Origin of the sequence: Paenibacillus sp. BJ-4 (genome assembly GCF_020404765.1) — a bacterium.
Taxonomy (GTDB): Bacteria; Bacillota; Bacilli; order Paenibacillales; family Paenibacillaceae; genus Paenibacillus.
The window spans coordinates 35609-54800 of sequence record NZ_JAIVEM010000071.1; the positions used below are offsets into that span (position 1 = coordinate 35609).

The window sequence follows — 19192 nt, forward strand, 5'->3', positions numbered from 1 at the left end:
TATAGTAGTATGTGTTTAAAAAAATCGGAGGGTATATGCCTAAACAACAAGACAAACATTCCATTCAGGCGTGGTCTCTGATCAATCGCAAATATTTGGGAAAAGGTGTGCGTGTCAAACGTTTTCGCAAGCCAACACGCTGTCAAGTACGCAATCGCGTTCTGCTTGCCGTTCTGATGGCGAATGACATTAAACTGTCCCAACTTGCCGAGGAGCTTTCCATCTCCTCACGCAGTGTCAGCGCGTGGGTATATGAGGGCCGTATTCCTGGCAACACCAATCTGGAAAAGACGTGTAATACACTTGGTTATCCGCACCATATTCTGTTTAACGAAGAGGTTGTTCGGCGTTCACCGCTCATCTGTCAACCAGCGCCGTCCCGTTTTATGAAACGGACTGTAACTCGTTCTCCGGTAAAAAATCGGATCTTGGCGGGTCTATGCATGGTTCATGATATTTCGGTGACCGATGTCAGTCATTGGATTGGCGTTCATCCCGGCACATTCCGAAAATGGTTGCACCAGGGTACCGTTCCTTCGCAAACCTTCCAGGATCAGGCGGAACAGTTTTTCCGTATTCCAAAATCCATTTTGTTTGCTGATGCCATGCTGAAAAAGTAAAAATGTCCATTGAAACGAAACTATTGTACTTCTCATGAAAGTCTTTGAAAGGAACGCATTACCATCTTTCATTTGATGAGACTTTCACATCATGTGATTCACACAATATAACAAGCAAAAAAAGCACAGTCTGCCGATTTCTCGGCGTACTGTGCTTTTTTAAATACCATAGAACCTCACGAGGCTTCTAAGTCTATATGTTCTTAGCTTCTTAAGAATGAGTGCTTGCCGCTTCAGATGAGCGTCCTGCTTCTTCCTTGATGGCCTTCAGCTTTTTCATGACCGGGTTGCCTCCACGTCCAAAATAGTCGTGAAGACGGCTGTATTCCTCGTACAGCTTATCGTAGACGGCAGCGTTCTCAGGGATCGGTTTGAAGCTCTCGTCCCGTACACGTGCCATATGGCGCGCTGCTTCGACGATATCGTCATATCCCCCAGCCTCAGCTCCCGCAGCCACGGCCGCGAACATGGCCGCACCCAGTGCAGGAGTTTGGGTAGAAGCTGCGACCTTAATTTCACGTCCGGTTACGTCAGCATAAATTTGCATCAGCAGACGGTTTTTCTGCGGCAATCCACCGCACGCGTACAATACGTCTACCGGCACACCGTTATGATGGAACGCATCGACAATTTTACGTGTTCCGAACGCGGTTGCTTCCAGCAATGTACGATACACTTCCTCTGGCTTCGTCAGCAGCGTATACCCGACAATCAGCCCTGTCAGGTTGGTGTCCACCAGCACAGAACGGTTACCGTTCCACCAGTCCAGCGCCAGCAATCCGGTTTCACCCGGTTTATATTCAGCCGCTTTACGCTCCAGCCATACATGGACGTTTACGCCTTCTGCAGCGGCCTGCTCCTTTACCTCAGCCGGAACCGCATGCTCTACGAACCATGCAAAAATATCTCCTACTGCCGATTGTCCAGCCTCATATCCGTAGTAGCCCGGGATAATTCCGTTCTCTACGACACCGCACATACCTTCTACTTCTTTTTCTTCCTCGCCGAGCAGCATATGGCAAATAGAAGTTCCCATCGCCATCACCAGCTTGCCTGGTGTAACGACGCCTACTGCCGGAACGGCCGCATGTGCATCCACATTCCCTACTGCTACCGCTGTGCCCGGATTCAGCCCTAGTTTTGCAGCCATTTCTTCTGTCAATCCACCCGCACGGCTACCCAAGTCATAAATCTCGCCACGCAGCTTCGTATCTGTCAGATTTTCCAGACGCGGATCAAGCGCCTTAAAAAATTCACGGTCCGGATAACCATCGCGGTGATGGTAAATGGACTTGTAGCCAGCAGTACACTGATTGCGTTTTAGCTCGCCACTGAGCTGAGAAATAACCCAGTCGGTCGCTTCCACAAAACGATCGGTTTGATCATAAATGTCTGGTGCCTCATTCAGAATTTGCCAAATTTTTGCGATCATCCATTCGGATGAAATTTTCCCTCCATAGCGGGGCTGAAACGCCTCTCCGCGCTGCGAAGCAATTTCATTCAAACGATCCGCCTCATCCTGTGCGGCATGGTGCTTCCACAGCTTTACCCAACTGTGCGGGTTATCCTTCAGCTTCTCGTCAAAGCACAGCGGTTGCCCCTGTGCGTCGATTGGTAGCATCGTACAGGCCGTAAAATCAATTCCGATCCCGATGATGTCGTCCGGAGAAATACCCGTTTCCTTCATAACAGCAGGTACAGAAGTGGTCAGCACCTCAATATAATCAGCCGGATGCTCCAGCGCCCAGTCCATTTCCAGTTTGCGTCCGCTACCAGGCAATACTTCATCAATAACCCCATGGCGATAAGGTGTTACATGCGTAGCTATTTCAGCTCCGTTCGACAGGTCAACAATGACCGCACGGCCGGACTCCGTTCCATAATCGACACCAATGGTATACTTGCTCATTTGTGTGCCTCCTCCTTTTTCATCTGCCCATAATAGGCATTTGCTCCATGCTTGCGCAGAAAATGCTTATCCAGCAACGCCTGATCCATCGAGGTTAATTCCGGATTCAGGATAAGGGAACGGTATGCCATTTTGGCTACTTCCTCCAGCACAACTGCATTATGAACAGCATCATTGGCATTATTACCCCAAGTGAACGGCGCGTGTTGATTCACGAGTACACCTGGAATGTCGGTTGGATTAATATCCTTAAATGTCTCAATGATCACATGTCCTGTCTCCAGCTCATATTCCCCGGCAATCTCCTCCGAAGTCATCGCACGAGTACATGGAACCGTGCCATAAAAATAGTCACCTTGAGTTGTGCCTAATGCCGGAATCGCGCGCCCTGCTTGCGCCCAGCTTGTAGCCCAGGAAGAGTGGGTGTGCACAATGCCTCCAATTTGCGGGAAAGCACGGTACAACGCCAAATGTGTAGGCGTATCTGACGAAGGACGAAGGTCACCTTCAACAACATCGCCTTGAAGATTAAGCACAACCAGCTGCTCGGCTTTTAGGTCTTCATAGGCCACACCGCTTGGCTTGATAACAACCAATCCCTGTTCCCGGTCGATACCGCTTACATTTCCCCACGTGAAAGTAACCAGACCATGCTTTGGAAGCGCCAGATTGGCCTCCCACACTTCCTTTTTCAATTGTTCTAACATGTATAAGACACTCCTTTTACTATCATTTCTGAAATCTGCAATGGAAGTGACTGAACCCAACTTCAAATGGAAAATGACAGGAGGGTCGTAGCGACCCTTTATCCTTGGTTCCGCTTTCATTATACACTTGTACGTACAACTTAGCCAGTCTTTTTTTATCTCTTTTCTTGATCAATTTCCACGCCTATTTTCAGAAAAAACATAGTAAAAACAGCCTATTTTCTGCAATCCAGAAAACAGGCTGTTTGGTGTGACGAGAAGTGTGGCGAGAACCATACCGATAAAATATGCAGGTTAGAAGCTGTATATTCACTAACTTGTCCTTACATGTCCCTAGGCATTTCCTGGAGCTGGCCCGGTGGATTCGCGAACAATGAGCTCAGGCGGTATAATCCACTGACGATCCTCTTCACGGTAGCCCTTCTCTTCAATCATCGACAGCATAGTATCGGCAGCACGCAGCCCCAATTCTTCCTTGGGATGCCGAATAGTCGTTAGCTTGATTTCCGTTGCTGTCGCCAAAAATGAATCATCAAACCCAACCAGCGATAAATCATTGGGAATGCTCAGACCCGCCGAACGTACAATATCCAGTAATCGAACAGCCAGCTCATCATTATATGTCACCCATCCGGTCGGGCGCTCCTCTGCTTCCATCGCTAGCAGCTCTGATGCACGTTGTAACGGAAGCTCATTTTTTTCTTCGGTTCGGTAAGTAGTGACTGCATTTGGGTGTAATGTCACCCCATACTTGCGGTGAGCAGCCACAAATCCCTTCATACGCAAAATTCCCTGCATATCATCGGTTTTAAAAAATCCAGCCAAACGTCGGTGTCCCAGCTTGATTAAATGCTCAGCCGCCAAGAAACCACCCTTTTCATCATCCACACGCAGACAAGGCGCATCCATTTCCTCATAACGTGCATTGATCATCAAATAAGGGATCTGGCGATTCTCCACGGTCAAGTAATAATTCAGATTGGGATTGCGCTCCCCGCTTTTGGTCGGTTCAATAATAATTCCGCTCAGCGGTTGACTCAGCAGCATTTCCAGACACTGACGTTCCTGCTCGGGGTCATTCCCTGTGCTGGACAGCAGCAGCTTGTAGCCTTGACGGCTTAATTTGGATTCGATTCCCTGTACGATAGAGGGAAAAATATAATCCGATATATAGGTCGTAACCACCCCAATCGTCCGCGGATCTTCAGGTTGCTTACTATCCCGTGTCGCGACAAAGGTTCCCTTGCCCTGCATGCGAAACAGCCAGCCTTCCTGTACCAGCTCGCCGAGCGCCTGACGCACCGTTTGCCGACTAACCGCAAATTGCTCAGACATTTCATGTTCAGATGGAAGCTGGCTTTGAGGCTCCAGTTTGGATGAATGAATCCATGATAAAATTTCCTGTTTAACTTGTATATATTTGGGCGCCATAGTTTCCTCCGTACTTGCAATATCGTGTACCCGTTCGTATTGCACGATTATAGCATATCGTTCATTTGTACATACAAATGTTATGGGAGCAGGGCATCGTTGTATAGCTGCCGGAGGCGAAACCCATTCGCTAATCCCCTCCTTGCTACATATGCTTGGCTAACTATCTATAGACGATTGGTATTCATGCTGCATATTACGAACGAAGCAGTCGATGTTCGTTCATATACTTGAGTCCAGTACAGCGGTCACGCAAAGTATGGGCCGTGCGCAAAGCACGAGCAAGCTGTTCCTCCGTCACCCCAAGCTCGGCAATAGTAGATGGACCACCGACCTGAGCGAGCCATGTACGCATCTGTTCCGATGTAGGCAAAGTCCGATATACTTTAAAAGCCTCCACATCCAGGCTGGCAGCCAATTCCCTGTACATGTCAGACAGCAAAGCGGAAGCTACGCCCACTTTGGCACCATGCAAAACCTGCTTGCGTCCCTCTGCAATAAAATCCATTTCAATTCGGTGGGAGATATGGTGTTCTCCCCCCGAAGCTGGGCGCGAATGATCGATCATCAGCATCGAAATACCGGATGCAATCAGTGCATTCATCAAGACCTCGACGCCTGCCTTGCTGCCTGCCGCAATCTCATCGACATGCTCTATACAGGCACGTAAAGCCTCCTCGGTAATGCGGTTAGCCACGGGTGAATACGGCTCATTTCCCAAATCTCTGGATACATGCCAATCTGCTAATGAGGTGAATTTACCGAGCATATCGCCAAAGCCTGCGGCAGTCATCGTCTGTGGTGCACTCGCCAGCACGGACAGATCCGCAAAGATCGCTTCCGGCGGAACCGCCTGAAACGTCTGCTTGCTGCCGTCTACGATCAGCGGCGCACCTGCGGAGGTAAAACCATCCACGGAAGCGGCCGTCGGTATGGACAAGAACGGACGATTCATTTTATAGCATACGAAGCGAACCAGATCGTGAATCGTACCGGAGCCTACAGCCAGTACAGCCTGACTCTGATCTTTCACGCCCAGCAGTACCTTCATAATATAGGTTTCATCAGCAATGACATCTCCCACAGCATTCGGAGGCAGTTGGACCACATCAACCGTCAACCCTGCCTCATGTATCAGCTTAGCCACCTTTTGGCCTGCTGCTACCGAGGTATTCTCATCCTCTACTAGAGTTACATGACGATAATCCTGTTGGTTCAAATAAGGGACAACGGCTTCAAGTGCTCCATCCCGCATCTCGATCAACAATTCAACCTTTCGGTGAGGGTGATCAGCATTGCTTGCCTGCGCCTCTTCGTTCCACTGCTTGATCTGCTCATTCATATTCATTTCATCAGCCTCCTGAAAAGGAATAATTTGCATAAGAATGACCCATAATGATAAAAGATTCAGTTTGAAAACAATTACTACTTAATTGTACGCACAAGTTTATACCCAAGTCCAGAGAAAAAGTACAAGTTAATATTTAATTCATACATTAAGAAAGGAAAATAATAATGAAATATAGAGCGGACATTGCCTGCTCGCTTGGATTACTGGCAGGTACTACATTTGGCAGCGGGATTGCTTTTTTGTTCGGCTGGCAAGCCTATCGAGCTCTGACTTCTGTCACCGTCTTTGGGGTTGCTGGAATCATCATCACCATTGCCGTTTTTCGCTTGCTTCACCGTAAGTCGCTTTCTACGTCCAATTCCCGATAAATTCAAGTAGGCGGGGATGAGCAACTCGTAATTTGCATCTATCTGCATACATAGAAAACGGGTACTTACAAGCCATTTGCAGCGCTTGAGAGTACCCGTTTTTATTTGACTCATATTTATTTGTTAATTAAGCGTGAACCTCTGGATCGACATCCAGCTCATAATCAATCTCTTCAAATCCAAATCCAAATAATTGAAGGAAATCCAGACGGTATTGTTCAAGATCACCCCGTTCAGACACGTTTTCTGTAGTGATCTCGGACCAGGCAGCTTTGACTGCTTGCTGCACATCGTCTCTCATTTCCCAGTTATCCAGACGAATGCGCCCTTCTTCGTCCGTTTCCACAGTTGACCCGCTATACAGCTTTTCGAACAGACGTTGCGCCTGCTCAATGCATCCCTCATGTAATCCCTTTTCTTTCATAATCTTAAACAGTAAGGAAATATACAGAGGTACAACTGGAATAGCCGAACTGGATTGTGTAACTAAAGCTTTGTTCACAGAAACGTAGGCTTTACCCTGATAACGCTCCAGTTGTTTCGTTAACGTATGCGCTGTGGCTTCCAAATCGTTTTTGGCTTGACCAATGGTTCCTTTACGATAAATGGCCTCCGTGATCTCCGGACCAATATATGAGTAAGCTAGTGTGGTTACCCCTTCAGCCAGCAGGTCAGCTTCTTCCAACGCTTTTAGCCACAAGGACCAATCTTCGCCACCCATTACCGTGATGGTGTTCTCAATTTCCTCCTGCGTAGCCGGTTCCAGCGTAATTTCTGATACGACACCTGTATTCGTATTCACCGTTTTATTCGTAAAAGGCTGCCCGATGGGCTTGAGAACGGAATTGAAGGTTTCACCCGTATCTGGATGTGTGCGCCGCGGTGAGGCGACACTATACACAATCAAGTCTACCTTGCCCAGCTTTTCCTTTACCAGCTTCAACGTCTCTTGCTTAATTTCATGAGAAAAAGCATCACCATTAATGCTTTCCGCTATGTAGCCAGCCGCTCTGGCCGCTCTTTCAAAGGCCACAGTGTTATACCAGCCTGCTGAAGCCGTACGTCCCTCTGAAGCGGGACGTTCATAGGATACACCTATGGTATCAGCCCCCATACCGAAGCTCGCAGCAATGCGGGAAGCCAGCCCATAGCCTGTAGATGCTCCGATCACGAGTACCTTTTTAGCTCCTTGTATTGCCGTGCTGTCTTTGATGTAATTGATTTGACGATTGACATGAGTCGCACACCCTGCAGGATGCGCAGTCGTACATATAAAACCACGGATTTTCGGTTTAATAATCATTGCAAGGGTCCCCCTACTTAGGCATTCATTTAATATAGATGGTATGGTTGTTCAGTCATAACTATATAGTAAAATAGCCTGCGGCTCAACCTGGATTACAGTTACGAAAAAACATACGCGGATTCCAAATAATATTGATTTCAAGCTTGTTTTTCATTTTCCATTATGAGTCTCTTCTTTCGATATAGAATTAAAATCATTAATTAGTTATGGCGAAGCCCTTATTACAAGGTCGATTTTATTTTATTAATAACTTCTTTAAGATTTCAGCCTCTTCTGGAGTAAGCCCTTGAGTGATACATTTTCTACTTCCATAAAAATTTCGTTAAATTCCTCCACTAAATCAGCGCCCTTTTGCAATACGTATATTTTTTTTGCGTTCATTATCTTCTGGTACTACACGTTTAATGTATCCTTTCTTTTCCAAGCTTTGAAGCATGCCGGTAATGCCGGCTCCTTTTCAATTAAAACGATCCGGCAAAGAATTCTAACTGTCAATATTCCAACTTTATATAAATTCGCTTTCCTCGTTCTCCTGATTAAAGCTTCAAAATCTCTCCCGCTAAGGTCACAAGCAGTAGCTTGGAATATAAAAAAAGGGTTATAAAATTGCTACAAGAGCAATCTTATAAACCTTTTTTAGTCAATTGATGCGGTCGAGAGGACTCGAACCTCCACGGGGGGTTAGCCCACACGGACCTGAACCGTGCGCGTCTGCCAATTCCGCCACGACCGCATATTATATATTCATGATGATGTTTTCAATCACCGCAATTAAGATTATATCTCCCATAGTTCATAAAATCAAGTTATTTCTTAATATATATTTTCTATTCATTACTCCTGAAATCATACGAAAATAACTGGATATCACACACCATATATGGTAAGATGAACGTATCAGGAAAGGAGGTGCGTCAACATTAGTAATCACATGTTGAGCGCATCCCTTACCCGGTCCGTTATTCTCTAATTCTCAGAGTTGACGGAGGCGCGGGATACGGATCAAGGATTTAACCAAGCGCCACGGGTAGAAAGACCGTCTGCAGACGGTCTTTTTTATTTCAACATCATACTTATACCATAAATTAACTATCGATAAGGTTACATACTGTGAAAAGAGGCGATACCATGTCTATTAGACCAGCGAATGTGGAAGAGTACAAGGAGTTGGCAGCCATCTGGCTGGATGCTTCCATAGAAGCCCATCATTTTATTGCTTCGCAATATTGGACTTCACAAGTCGCCGAGATGGAAAACAGATACCTCCCTATCTCTCAAAACTACGTTATAATACAGGCTGATCATACCATTGGCGGCTTCGTTTCCATGATCGATGGATATTTAGCAGCTCTGTTTGTACGTGTTGGTTCTCAAAGAAAAGGCTATGGCAAGTTGCTACTGGATTGGGTCAAGAAGCAACATGAAGAGATTCAATTAAAGGTATACCAGTCGAACACGAAAGCATTTAACTTTTATACTAAAAATGGATTTATCATTCAAGAGGAATCTGTTGATTCCGAAACGGGTGAGAAAGAGTTTGTCATGCTTTGGAGCTCAGTCCGTAAACCTCGGTATATAAAATCTGTTTAAACGGAGCAAAAGCCTGTTCAGCCAGCGCACCTGGATAGCTCATAATTTGAAGCCGCAGATCGGCCTGCCCTTCTCTTAAAGGAGGCTGCACATACTCAAAATGATTCAAATGAAACCCCAAGCGTTCGTAAAAACCGATTCTTCTCCGTGACCATTCATCCACTGGCGGCTCAACCTCCAGCACTATCGGTTTGTCAGACTCTGAGATAAACCTGATCATGAGTTTTTTACCTAAACCGCTACCACGTATACCCGAATCTACCGCAATATGCTCTACAAACCGAAAATGTGTAAATTCCCAGCCCGCCAAAAAGGCCACTGTGTTGCCCTGCTCATTCTTTTCAGTGATGATGCGATAGCCAGGATGCTTCAATAAAGCCTTTTGAGACTCAAATGACCTGCATTCTGATTCTGGAAAAGAGGCCTCCATGATCGCATATATTTCAGAGAAATCATGTTCATTCATTTTATTATCTCTAGGCTCCTTTCCCCAAACTTTATACCTTGTTCAATTCTATAAGCGTCAGCAACATATGTTCCAACAGCTCTGGAATATCCTCCATCTGTTCTTCGTTTATTTTCCTGGAAAATCGGAGTTCAATCCTGTTTTGGTATGTAGATGTCTTCTCTCCGTAAATCTGACTGAGCGTTTGTACCGGTCGAAGATCGGGCTTCCAAATTTCGGCCAGTATATTTTCAATCTGGCTGCATTGTGACTCCATCTCATGAATTTCCATGTAAAAACTCAGCAACAAGCTACATCCCGGAATTTGATCTTCGATTTCCAAAATTTCCGCAGCCAAGTTGTTTAGATCCGCCTTTAGTTGAATCTCTGCTGTCACACTCGGGTGTTCTCTCAGCCTGAATTGGACAGCAAATTCACGTGACATCACAGACATTTCCAATCTGTCGATCCGCTGTGTAATGTCAATACGTGAATCCAAATTATCCAGATCGTAAACTGCATTTTCCATCGCCACTTTTAAATTATCAAAAACGGTCGGGTCGAACATGTATTTTCACCTCTACCTATTGTTCCATATTATTTACCAAGTCATAATCCAAGTATGGTCCCAATTAGATGAGTATACCATATATATTTGCCTCCAAGAAATCCAACCTTTAAACAGAGCCCCCTAGAACAAACCTGTGAACATTCAAAATGCAATCTTGTAACAAAATGTTCTATTTTATTCGTTTTATTGATAAATATCCCTTTTTATTATTCCAATTTCCTGGTGAATGATATACAATAATTCAGAAGAATTTACTAATATATTCATATAAATGAATATAAATTCCAAAATAAGAGAGGACGTTTATTCATGAAAAAAACACTGTTAGCTTCATTAAGTCTGACACTTATGCTAAGTACTACTGCCGGTGTCGCTTTAGCCGAAGAAGCAAATCCTGTACCAGTAGCAAAGGATTTAACTCTTGCCTCTTCAATTAATAGTCATGAACAGGAGCCAAATAATAGTTTTGAACAAGCTAACGGATATTTTATAGGTGATGCTGTCATTGGAACCCTCGGTCAAGAGGTTGGGGGGATGTGGGAAGCCTACGATGTATATACATTTCATGCTTTTGAATCGAACAATGTTCATTTTACAATTGAGGGAGATAGATATTCTGATAAATGGTTGCAAATAAGTATTTACGATAGTAATGGTAAGTATATTAAAAGATCAAAAGACGGCCGATACTTTTTAGATATAAATGTTGAAAAAGGTAAGGAATACTACCTAGTTGTCCAGCCAGATGGGCCAGGAGGGTTTCAACCTGGAGATAATTACTTTGATTATAGAGTTTCTTCTGAAATTGTAAATTAAATTACTGGACGATCGATCCTTAATTATTAAATTTCGAGAACTCTCACCTACAAAAATCAAGAAACTCTAACTATACAAAATGGCCTCGCCCTATATCAAAGGACGAGGCCATTTTGTATTCCGTTATTGAATCTCTAATCCGGCATCCAATTAGCAGATCTTACGACAAACGCGAGCTAAAATCCTCGTAGGAAAATTGGCGGATTACCTTGATGCCTTCTTCGTCGTTGTAGCTGGCGATGGCTGGCAGGTTGACTCCGTTGAACATGTGGTTTTTGACCATCGTGTAATGGGCCATGTCGCAGAATACAAGCTTGTCTCCAGGCTTCAATGGCTCTTTGAATGAATAGTCTCCAATCACGTCTCCGGCCAGGCAAGTAAGTCCACCGAGTCTGTAGGTGTGTGCATACTCACCGGGCTTGCCTGCATCAATGATATTCGGGCGGTATGGCATAGCCAGCACATCAGGCATATGACATTCAGCCGAAGTATCCAGAATGGCAATATCCATTCCATTCTTCATCGTATCCAGGACGGTAGCGACCAGATATCCGGTATTCAAAGCAATAGCTTCGCCCGGCTCCAGATAAACTTGTACACCGTATTTATCCTGAAAATATTGAATACAGCGTACCAGCGTGTCCAGATCATAGTCTTCTCTGGTAATATGGTGACCGCCGCCGAAATTGAGCCATTTCATTTGCTTAATGTATGGCCCGAATTTCTCATCCACAACTTTGATGGTGCGCTCCAGCGTATCTGAATTCTGTTCACACATTGTATGAAAATGAATACCATCTACGCCTTCCAGCTCCTCAAGCTTAAAGTTAGCCAGGGTCACACCCATTCTGGAGTTGTTGTAGCAAGGATCATACAACGGAGTTTCGATTTCCGAATATTCCGGATTTACCCGAATTCCGATGTCGATTTTTTTGGAAGTTACGCCTTGCACTCTACCTTTGAAGCGTTTCAGTTGATCAAAGGAGTTGAAAACGATATGGTCAACATACTCCAATAGCTCATCAAATTCACTGTCCACATAAGCAGGTGCGTATACGTGAACCTCCTTGTCCATTTTTTCGCGACCGAGTCTTGCCTCGAACAACGAACTGGAGGTTACGCCTTTTAAATATTTGCCAACCAGAGGAAAGGTCGAAAACATCGAAAATCCCTTAAGAGCAAGCAAAATACTGCAGCCTGTGCGCTCTTGAACGGAATTTAAAACCTCAAGATTTTTGACAAGAAGTCTTTCGTCAACAAGATAACAGGGTGATGGAAGTCCAGTAATATCAATATTCATCGCAGACCTCAATCAAGCAGCGTTGGCGTAAAGCTCTCTTGCCATGGCAATCCATGTTTATTCAGTGCTTCCATGAATGGGTCTGGATCAAATTCTTCAACGTTATAAACGCCTGGTTTTTTCCAGATGCCTTTAATGATTAGCATAGCCCCGATCATGGCTGGAACACCTGTTGTATAGGAAATGGCTTGGGAGCCGACCTCTGCATAGCATTCCTCGTGATCACAAACATTGTAAACATAATAGGTTTTTGGTTTTCCATCCTTTACACCCTGGATGATACAACCAATGTTTGTTTTGCCTTTCGTTCTTGGTCCCAGAGAAGCCGGGTCCGGCAAAATTGCTTTCAGGAATTGCAGTGGAATGATTTGTTGTCCTTCGTACTCAATAGGCTCAATGGAAGTCATGCCTACGTTTTGAAGTACATTCAAATGATTCAGATAATTGTCCGAGAACGTCATCCAGAAGCGGATTTTTTTCACGCCTTTAATGTTCACTGCAAGAGATTCCAATTCTTCGTGGTACAAAAGATATATGTTTTTCGGTCCAATTTCAGGAAGGTCATATACCTTTTTCTCAGAAAGCGGCTCAGTTTCAATCCACTCTCCATTTTCAAAGTAACGGCCCTTCGCCGTAATTTCACGAATATTGATTTCCGGATTAAAATTAGTTGCAAATGGATATCCGTGGTCCCCTGCATTCGCATCCACAATATCAATCGTATGAATTTCATCAAAGTAGTGCTTTTGAGCATAAGCTGTAAATACTCCAGTCACGCCTGGATCAAAACCGCTTCCCAGCAGAGCTGTAATTCCCGCTTTTTCGAATCTTTCTTTGTAGGCCCATTGCCAGCTGTATTCAAACTTCGGCGTATCCGGCGGTTCATAGTTCGCCGTATCAACGTAATGAACACCTGTCTCAAGGCAAGCATCCATTATCGTCAAATCCTGATAAGGGAGAGCCACATTGATAACTACATCCGGTTGAAAGCTTCGAATCAAGTCAATGACCATGTCGGTGTTGTCAGCATCCAGCTGAGCCGTTTGTATCTTCGTACGACCTCCACCCAGCTTCTCTTTAAGCGCATCGCATTTCTCAACAGTTCTGCTTGCGATACAAATTTCTTCAAATACATCTGGGTTTTGGCAACATTTATGCACCACAACGCTGGCCACGCCACCGGCGCCAATAATCAATGCTTTTCCCAAAATAAATAACCTCCTTATTCCATACGCTAATCGCTAATCATTCTTGCAAACAAAATGATTATAAAGACATCCCACCAAATAATCAAGAAAAACGACAATTTGCTGTGTTAAAATTCACACCAGCATGTCACAAAAATTTTACAAACCCCAGAATCAGGAATAAAAACTATAAAATCATGAATAAAGCCGCCCCCGATACGGGAACGGCTTGGTGTAGAACAAACATTTGTTAAACCATGATTTTGCAAATATCGTTCGTGAATTCAACCGGATCTTGCAGCGGCAAGCCTTCGATCAACAGGGCCTGATTATACAGCAATGCCGTATAGAGATTGACCTTCTCCTTGTCCTCGGCAAAAGCCTCTTTCAAAGAGTTAAACACTGCATGGTTCACGTTGATTTCCAGTACTTTATTTGCTTTGACATCGGCGTTATTCGGCATGGCGTTCAAGATCTTCTCCATCTCAATCGTCACTTCGCCGTCTGCGGACAGACATACCGGATGCGTCTTCAAGCGCTTGGAGGCTTTGACACTGGATACCTTACCCTCCAGCAAGCCCTTCATGTACTCGAACAGCTCCTTATTGTCGTTTTGCTCCGTTTCTGTTTCTTTCTCGTTCTCGTCAGCCTCAATGCCCAAATCGCCACTTGATACGGATTTGAATTCCTTCTCTTTGTAGCTCAAGAGCATTTTAATAGCGAACTCATCAATGTCGTCGGTAAAGTACAAAATTTCGTAGCCTTTGTCGGCTACCATCTCGGTCTGTGGCAGCTTTTCAATACGCTGGTTGGACTCCCCGGAAGCATAATAAATATACTTCTGATCCTCAGGCATACGAGATACATACTCGTCCAGTGTAACCTGCTTTTTCTCTGTAGAAGAGTAGAACATAAGCAGGTCCTGAAGTGTCTCCTTATGGCGGCCATAGTCATTGTAGACACCAAATTTCAATTGTCTGCCAAATGATTTATAGAATTGATCATATTTTTCGCGGTCATTTTTGAGCAGTGTCAGCAGCTGGCCTTTAATTTTGCTTTCGATATTTTTGGCAATCAGCTTCAGCTGACGGTCATGCTGCAGCATTTCTCTGGAAATGTTGAGCGACAGACTTTCGGAGTCCACCATACCTTTAACAAAGCTAAAATAATCCGGCAGCAGGTCAGGACATTTTTCCATAATCAGCACGCCGTTGGCATACAGCTCGAGCCCTTTTTCATATTCCTTGGAATAGAAATCAAACGGAATATTTTCGGGAATAAAAAGAATAGCCTGGTACACCACCGCGCCGTCCGCGCTAACATGGATATGCTGGAGCGGCTTGTCGTAGCCATAGCGTTTTTCCGCGTAGAAATTTTGATAATCCTCGTCGGTCAGCTCGCTTTTGTTCTTTCTCCAGATTGGAACCATGCTGTTAATACGCTGTTCTTCTTCGTAATCCTCGAACTCGTTATCACTGCCTTCTTTCAGACGTTTGCCTGTAACATCCATTTTGATCGGATAGCGGATAAAGTCGGAGTATTTCTTAATCAAGGCCTTTAAACGATACTCGTCCAAATATTCATCATAGGACTCATCCTCGGTGTTTGCTTTGATTTTCAAAACAATCTCGGTTCCAACCTCGTCCTTCTCAGCCGGCTCAATAGTATATCCGTCAGCACCTGTGGATTCCCACTTGTAAGCAGTATCGCTACCCAGGGCCTTAGTGGTCACTGTAACAACATCCGCTACCATAAAAGCCGAATAGAAGCCAACACCGAATTGACCAATGATATCATGCCCGTCCTTGGATTCATTTTCATTTTTGAATGCCAGCGAGCCGCTTTTAGCAATGACGCCCAGGTTGTTTTCCAGCTCCTCCTGGGTCATACCAATTCCGGTATCACGCAGAGTTAGCGTTCTATTTTCCTTATCGGCAGTTACTTTGATATAGTAATTTTCCTTGTCAAACACCAGTTGATCATCTGTCAGTGCTTTGTAATAAATTTTGTCAATCGCATCACTTGCATTGGAGATCAGCTCTCTTAGGAAAATTTCCTTTTGCGTGTAAATCGAGTTAATCATCATTTCGAGCAGACGCTTGGACTCAGCCTGAAACTGTTTTTTCTCCATTTTGATATCTCCTTTCAGATATGAACCTATGTAGGGCCAGCGGGTATGAGCTATGCAAACGATTCAAATTTGTTAGCACTCCCACCATTCGAGTGCCAGCCTACCTTTTTTTATAACATTCCTCATTTTTTATGTCAATATCATAGTTGGGTGTACAGTAAAATTCCATTGTAGGGAATCGTTAGTGTCTGATCTGCTTAAACATGATGTTAAACATTTCGACAGAAGACGGGAACAGCCCTTGCACATGAGGAAGCAGGTTTCTTCTGATTCGCAGCTCGTCCTCGTCCAAATGCTGCAAGTCCTCGTGAAAGAACCAAACAATAGGATAATCGCCGTCCTTATGTCTGCTGCCTGCATTCAAGCAAACGGGACCCTGATCATCCTCTGCAATTGCAAATGGAATGTAGCCTGCTGACAGCAGAGGTGACCATTGATTGATCAAATCATAAAATGCTTTTAGCCCTTGGCCCACAGGCAGGCGTGGAAATTCTACAAAAGTACAGTCGCTCCAGTATACCCCCGGTATGGCTTCATTATCGAATTGTAAAGATACATAATGGTAGGACATGATGAAGCTTCTCAGCAGAGGAGGCAGCTCAAAATGATAGGTTTGTTCCAGCTCCCGAACCTCCTGTTCTGTAATCTGCGAAGGAAGAGGCTTCCACTTGATCCACCCTTCCTTATCAACGACCCCGTCACGCATTTCGAAGGGTACATTTTCGACCACTTCCATAAAAAAAGCTTCATCCATCTGTGCAAATAACTCCTTCATGGATGTGCGAATATCCGCTTTCTTGTCCATGTCCTTGCACCTCTTTCCTCTCTATTAACAGTATATGATGTGCTACTATTTGTTTTTAAGTTCAGCTTATCAGAATTTGCTATTATCATCATTTGCGGAATATTAGTATTACCAGCGCAATGGCTCCTGGTTACGCCAGATGATCCAACGCTTGCTCATCCAAATAATCAATCGGCATGTGAACAGGGTCCCGATCCCATTGATCCACATTCACATATAACCAGTTATTTTGCAGTTGCTCCATACTATGTACCAGCTCCTGCAACCCTTCAAATATTCGATAAGACGGGTGCTCTCTGCGACGGTAATCCTCAATTCGCATAACATACATTTACAACTCATAAAACCCGATATAAGTACAAGCACCTCGTAAAGTGTCAAGACTACATAAGGAGATTGATCTATTCATGAAAAGAATCACCGCACTTGTTATTCTGTCCTTGCTATTACTTGTATCCCCGATCTACGCTTCTGCACCAGCGCCTATGCTGGTCTATGTGGATCAAAGTAACCATTCCTTTATCCCGCTTCGCCTCCTGAACAGCTATGAAGGGATTACGCTCAACATGACGGCAGCGAACAAAAAGATAGAGATTGCGCAAGGCAATACCCGGCTCACATTATTTGCGGGACAAGCCACTGCCAAAGTGAATGAGCAGACAGTCCGTATGCAAAATGCTCCTTTTACCGATAATGGTTCTACCTATGTCCCCTTGCAGTTTATCAGCCAGCATTTAAACCTGCAGGTCTCATGGCAAAAGGAAGCTTCAGCCGTACGCATTAAACAGGGCGCAACGTCCATCACGCTGCCGGTACTCAATGGCAAGCTCCTTGGCAGCACCTCACCGATCACGACAACCAACAAAAGCTTTAAGGTCGGATCACATACCTTTTCCGCGAAGGTAGTGACCATCTCCATGCTCCATCCCAAGGTAAGTCTGGATGTGGCGCTGGCAGGCAACACTATCGGCAAAGTAGAAGAGTTAAGCAGTCTAGCCAAACGTAATCAAGCAGTTGTAGCCATAAATGGTACATTCTTTGACGCCTATACCAAAGACTCCTACAAAACGCCTTACGGCTACCTGGTCAGCCACGGAAAAATGTTAAAGAAAAGCTCTGGCGACCAGCGAACCGTCTTCTCCTATGATGCTAATCATTTAGCCGAACTGGTTTCCGGTTCTGCTTTTGAACAGCGGTTGAGCCAAGGCAACGTTGAAGGTGCCCTTCAAGCCGGGCCTCGTCTGGTGACAAACGGACAGGTGTCCCTCAATGTCAAAGCCGAAGGCTTTAAGGACCCGAAAATATTAACAGGCGGCGGAGCCAGAAGCGCACTCGGAATTACCCGGGATCATAAGCTGATCCTCTTGACTACAGGCGGAGCCACCATTCCACAGCTCGCCCAAATGATGAAGCAAGCGGGCGCTTATCAGGCCATGAATCTGGACGGCGGTGCTTCCAGCGGACTGTATTATAACGGCTCTTACCTCACCACACCCGGCCGTCAAATCAGTAATGCCATTATTGTAAAGTATCAATAAACGATATAAGGGCTGTCTCTACAGATGCATAAGCTGTGGAGATAGCCTTTTTTCTTTTTTCTCCAGCCTCGATTGTTCCAGCTTTCACCTGTGCAGGCGGCTTGACCGTCTCGTTACAGATGCACCTGCGCCTACAATCGAATCAGACTTGTAAAGCTGTTGCTCCCCTCGTTGCTCTTAATTAAAGAAATATAAATACGGTTGTCTTCTCTGGTCACCAAGCATTCATAAAGGCCGGGTTGCAAGGACAGGAAGGTCCCTCCCCATATACATTCGGGCTCCAGCCCACCTCCTGTGGCTTCCTCTCCTGCTCCGACAAATACGTTGCCTGAGAGCACCTTCAAAAACAGCCTGACAGCAGGCTTTTCAATATAATCTGTCAAGATAACCTCATACGTCCCGTCCGCACCCAGATTCAAAAAAGCGGCATTTCCCTCGTTCAACTCGCCCAGCTCGTCCTCTTCAATGGACCACCAATCCGGATCATCGTCCAAGCGATGCTTAAGTGCCTCGGTATCAAATACGCACAGGGTTGCCGTGTCTGTTGTGAATTGAAATGGACTGCTTGCTGTGTTCATCCTGTATCCTCCTGCTGTGGACAGCGAATTTCCATTTTTCCAAGTGTGTCGCCATCCATATATACCAAATAACTGAGGGAAATTCTCCCTCCATGTAAAGTATAGCAATGCTTGCTAGACCAGACAATATGATTGGGCTACCATCTATCCTGCGCCAAAAAAGCCTTCCCTCACTGTAGTGAAAGAAGGCCAAGTTGTGGAAGTAATCGATACTAACCTACTGTTAGATCCAAAAAGATTTTGTGATAATCACCAGCAAAATGAACAATACCAGAATCGCGCCTGTGGATGTCCATGCTCCACCGTAGCCAACTTCACCCATGTCTAATCCCTCCTTACTTAAAGCATACTCTCAGGGTATGAAAAAAAAGCGATTTACGACAGGGCACATTGGAAAGTTTATTGAAAATAATAGGACTTTTTAGAAAATGGACTGGTACGTTTCGGAGGGATCAGTTATGAGTCTTGGCGATAACTGGCAGAGAATGTCGTCGGTTCTACGCAGCAGCCTGTTCACATCCTTATGTTTCATATTATGT

At 44.9% G+C, this 19192-nt stretch carries 19 protein-coding genes and 1 tRNA gene; 5 read left to right on the plus strand and 15 right to left on the minus strand.

What is annotated here, in order from left to right:
- Positions 1 to 35 precede the first annotated feature (35 nt).
- On the plus strand, positions 36 to 620 hold the full coding sequence (locus LCF57_RS11360) for a helix-turn-helix domain-containing protein (RefSeq protein WP_007429779.1): 585 nt from the start codon (positions 36 to 38) through the stop codon (positions 618 to 620).
- Positions 621 to 831: 211 nt separating this feature from the next.
- Here the strand turns inward: LCF57_RS11360 and LCF57_RS11365 are convergent, their stop codons facing one another.
- The 4 genes from LCF57_RS11365 to LCF57_RS11380 all read right to left on the minus strand — a co-directional run bounded on the left by LCF57_RS11365 (position 832) and on the right by LCF57_RS11380 (position 6015).
- On the minus strand, positions 832 to 2529 hold the full coding sequence (locus LCF57_RS11365) for a ribulokinase (protein ID WP_226000780.1): 1698 nt from the start codon (positions 2527 to 2529) through the stop codon (positions 832 to 834).
- On the minus strand, positions 2526 to 3236 hold the full coding sequence (araD, locus tag LCF57_RS11370) for an L-ribulose-5-phosphate 4-epimerase (protein ID WP_226000781.1): 711 nt from the start codon (positions 3234 to 3236) through the stop codon (positions 2526 to 2528). Before araD ends, LCF57_RS11365 begins: the two co-directional genes overlap by 4 nt.
- 333 nt (positions 3237 to 3569) lie before the next feature.
- Positions 3570 to 4667: a GntR family transcriptional regulator gene (locus LCF57_RS11375; RefSeq protein ID WP_226000782.1), complete on the minus strand. Its 1098-nt coding sequence runs from the start codon at positions 4665 to 4667 to the stop codon at positions 3570 to 3572.
- A gap of 196 nt (positions 4668 to 4863) precedes the next feature.
- Positions 4864 to 6015: a sn-glycerol-1-phosphate dehydrogenase gene (locus tag LCF57_RS11380; protein ID WP_226000783.1), complete on the minus strand. Its 1152-nt coding sequence runs from the start codon at positions 6013 to 6015 to the stop codon at positions 4864 to 4866.
- A gap of 167 nt (positions 6016 to 6182) precedes the next feature.
- Here LCF57_RS11380 and LCF57_RS11385 point away from each other — a divergent pair, with 167 nt between their 5' ends.
- Positions 6183 to 6386 (plus strand): hypothetical protein, encoded by a 204-nt coding sequence (locus LCF57_RS11385; protein ID WP_226000784.1) that lies wholly within the window; start codon positions 6183 to 6185, stop codon positions 6384 to 6386.
- A 127-nt stretch (positions 6387 to 6513) separates the two neighbouring features.
- Here the strand turns inward: LCF57_RS11385 and fabV are convergent, their stop codons facing one another.
- Positions 6514 to 7689 (minus strand): enoyl-ACP reductase FabV, encoded by a 1176-nt coding sequence (fabV, locus tag LCF57_RS11390; RefSeq protein ID WP_226000785.1) that lies wholly within the window; start codon positions 7687 to 7689, stop codon positions 6514 to 6516.
- A gap of 651 nt (positions 7690 to 8340) precedes the next feature.
- Positions 8341 to 8425, minus strand: a tRNA-Leu gene (locus LCF57_RS11395).
- Between the two features lie 395 nt (positions 8426 to 8820).
- On the opposite strand from LCF57_RS11395, the gene LCF57_RS11400 reads away from it, so the two are divergent.
- Positions 8821 to 9282 carry an N-acetyltransferase gene (locus tag LCF57_RS11400; protein ID WP_226000786.1) on the plus strand — a complete coding sequence of 154 codons (462 nt, stop codon included), beginning with the start codon at positions 8821 to 8823 and terminating at the stop codon, positions 9280 to 9282.
- Here LCF57_RS11400 and LCF57_RS11405 read toward each other — a convergent pair.
- Positions 9233 to 9748 (minus strand): GNAT family N-acetyltransferase, encoded by a 516-nt coding sequence (locus LCF57_RS11405; RefSeq protein WP_226000787.1) that lies wholly within the window; start codon positions 9746 to 9748, stop codon positions 9233 to 9235. The genes LCF57_RS11400 and LCF57_RS11405 overlap by 50 nt on opposite strands.
- A gap of 31 nt (positions 9749 to 9779) precedes the next feature.
- On the minus strand, positions 9780 to 10295 hold the full coding sequence (locus LCF57_RS11410) for a hypothetical protein (protein WP_226000788.1): 516 nt from the start codon (positions 10293 to 10295) through the stop codon (positions 9780 to 9782).
- A gap of 312 nt (positions 10296 to 10607) precedes the next feature.
- Here LCF57_RS11410 and LCF57_RS11415 point away from each other — a divergent pair, with 312 nt between their 5' ends.
- Entirely contained in the window at positions 10608 to 11114 is a 507-nt protein-coding gene (locus tag LCF57_RS11415) for a hypothetical protein (protein ID WP_226000789.1), read from the plus strand.
- A 160-nt stretch (positions 11115 to 11274) separates the two neighbouring features.
- Here the strand turns inward: LCF57_RS11415 and nspC are convergent, their stop codons facing one another.
- From nspC to LCF57_RS11440, 5 genes are all read right to left on the minus strand, one after another.
- Complete coding sequence (nspC, locus tag LCF57_RS11420) at positions 11275 to 12414, minus strand: carboxynorspermidine decarboxylase (protein WP_226000790.1); 1140 nt, start codon at positions 12412 to 12414, stop codon at positions 11275 to 11277.
- Between the two features lie 8 nt (positions 12415 to 12422).
- Complete coding sequence (locus LCF57_RS11425) at positions 12423 to 13622, minus strand: saccharopine dehydrogenase family protein (RefSeq protein WP_226000791.1); 1200 nt, start codon at positions 13620 to 13622, stop codon at positions 12423 to 12425.
- A gap of 229 nt (positions 13623 to 13851) precedes the next feature.
- Positions 13852 to 15732 carry a molecular chaperone HtpG gene (htpG, locus tag LCF57_RS11430; protein WP_226000792.1) on the minus strand — a complete coding sequence of 627 codons (1881 nt, stop codon included), beginning with the start codon at positions 15730 to 15732 and terminating at the stop codon, positions 13852 to 13854.
- Between the two features lie 181 nt (positions 15733 to 15913).
- Positions 15914 to 16537: an SMI1/KNR4 family protein gene (locus LCF57_RS11435; RefSeq protein ID WP_226000793.1), complete on the minus strand. Its 624-nt coding sequence runs from the start codon at positions 16535 to 16537 to the stop codon at positions 15914 to 15916.
- 130 nt (positions 16538 to 16667) lie between these two features.
- The gene (locus LCF57_RS11440; RefSeq protein WP_226000794.1) at positions 16668 to 16868 is read right to left on the minus strand and encodes a hypothetical protein; all 201 of its coding nucleotides are present in this window, start codon (positions 16866 to 16868) and stop codon (positions 16668 to 16670) included.
- 76 nt (positions 16869 to 16944) lie between these two features.
- Between LCF57_RS11440 and LCF57_RS11445 the strand changes: the two genes are divergently transcribed.
- Positions 16945 to 18075 (plus strand): phosphodiester glycosidase family protein, encoded by a 1131-nt coding sequence (locus tag LCF57_RS11445; RefSeq protein ID WP_226000795.1) that lies wholly within the window; start codon positions 16945 to 16947, stop codon positions 18073 to 18075.
- A 131-nt stretch (positions 18076 to 18206) separates the two neighbouring features.
- On the opposite strand, the gene LCF57_RS11450 is transcribed toward LCF57_RS11445, so the two are convergent.
- Positions 18207 to 18653 (minus strand): DUF6386 family protein, encoded by a 447-nt coding sequence (locus LCF57_RS11450; RefSeq protein ID WP_226000796.1) that lies wholly within the window; start codon positions 18651 to 18653, stop codon positions 18207 to 18209.
- 223 nt (positions 18654 to 18876) lie between these two features.
- Positions 18877 to 18975 carry a YjcZ family sporulation protein gene (locus LCF57_RS11455; RefSeq protein ID WP_226000797.1) on the minus strand — a complete coding sequence of 33 codons (99 nt, stop codon included), beginning with the start codon at positions 18973 to 18975 and terminating at the stop codon, positions 18877 to 18879.
- Positions 18976 to 19192: the final 217 nt, after the last annotated feature.

Excerpts from the sequence above, each read along its gene's own strand:
- LCF57_RS11360 (WP_007429779.1), top strand. The coding sequence starts at position 36 with ATGCCTAAACAACAAGACAAACATTCCATTCAGGCGTGGTCTCTGATC.
- LCF57_RS11365 (WP_226000780.1), bottom strand. The coding sequence starts at position 2,529 with ATGAGCAAGTATACCATTGGTGTCGATTATGGAACGGAGTCCGGCCGT.
- araD (WP_226000781.1), bottom strand. The coding sequence starts at position 3,236 with ATGTTAGAACAATTGAAAAAGGAAGTGTGGGAGGCCAATCTGGCGCTT.
- LCF57_RS11375 (WP_226000782.1), bottom strand. The coding sequence starts at position 4,667 with ATGGCGCCCAAATATATACAAGTTAAACAGGAAATTTTATCATGGATT.
- LCF57_RS11380 (WP_226000783.1), bottom strand. The coding sequence starts at position 6,015 with ATGAATATGAATGAGCAGATCAAGCAGTGGAACGAAGAGGCGCAGGCA.
- LCF57_RS11385 (WP_226000784.1), top strand. The coding sequence starts at position 6,183 with ATGAAATATAGAGCGGACATTGCCTGCTCGCTTGGATTACTGGCAGGT.
- fabV (WP_226000785.1), bottom strand. The coding sequence starts at position 7,689 with ATGATTATTAAACCGAAAATCCGTGGTTTTATATGTACGACTGCGCAT.
- LCF57_RS11400 (WP_226000786.1), top strand. The coding sequence starts at position 8,821 with ATGTCTATTAGACCAGCGAATGTGGAAGAGTACAAGGAGTTGGCAGCC.
- LCF57_RS11405 (WP_226000787.1), bottom strand. The coding sequence starts at position 9,748 with ATGAATGAACATGATTTCTCTGAAATATATGCGATCATGGAGGCCTCT.
- LCF57_RS11410 (WP_226000788.1), bottom strand. The coding sequence starts at position 10,295 with ATGTTCGACCCGACCGTTTTTGATAATTTAAAAGTGGCGATGGAAAAT.
- LCF57_RS11415 (WP_226000789.1), top strand. The coding sequence starts at position 10,608 with ATGAAAAAAACACTGTTAGCTTCATTAAGTCTGACACTTATGCTAAGT.
- nspC (WP_226000790.1), bottom strand. The coding sequence starts at position 12,414 with ATGAATATTGATATTACTGGACTTCCATCACCCTGTTATCTTGTTGAC.
- htpG (WP_226000792.1), bottom strand. The coding sequence starts at position 15,732 with ATGGAGAAAAAACAGTTTCAGGCTGAGTCCAAGCGTCTGCTCGAAATG.
- LCF57_RS11435 (WP_226000793.1), bottom strand. The coding sequence starts at position 16,537 with ATGGACAAGAAAGCGGATATTCGCACATCCATGAAGGAGTTATTTGCA.
- LCF57_RS11440 (WP_226000794.1), bottom strand. The coding sequence starts at position 16,868 with ATGTATGTTATGCGAATTGAGGATTACCGTCGCAGAGAGCACCCGTCT.
- LCF57_RS11445 (WP_226000795.1), top strand. The coding sequence starts at position 16,945 with ATGAAAAGAATCACCGCACTTGTTATTCTGTCCTTGCTATTACTTGTA.
- LCF57_RS11450 (WP_226000796.1), bottom strand. The coding sequence starts at position 18,653 with ATGAACACAGCAAGCAGTCCATTTCAATTCACAACAGACACGGCAACC.
- LCF57_RS11455 (WP_226000797.1), bottom strand. The coding sequence starts at position 18,975 with ATGGGTGAAGTTGGCTACGGTGGAGCATGGACATCCACAGGCGCGATT.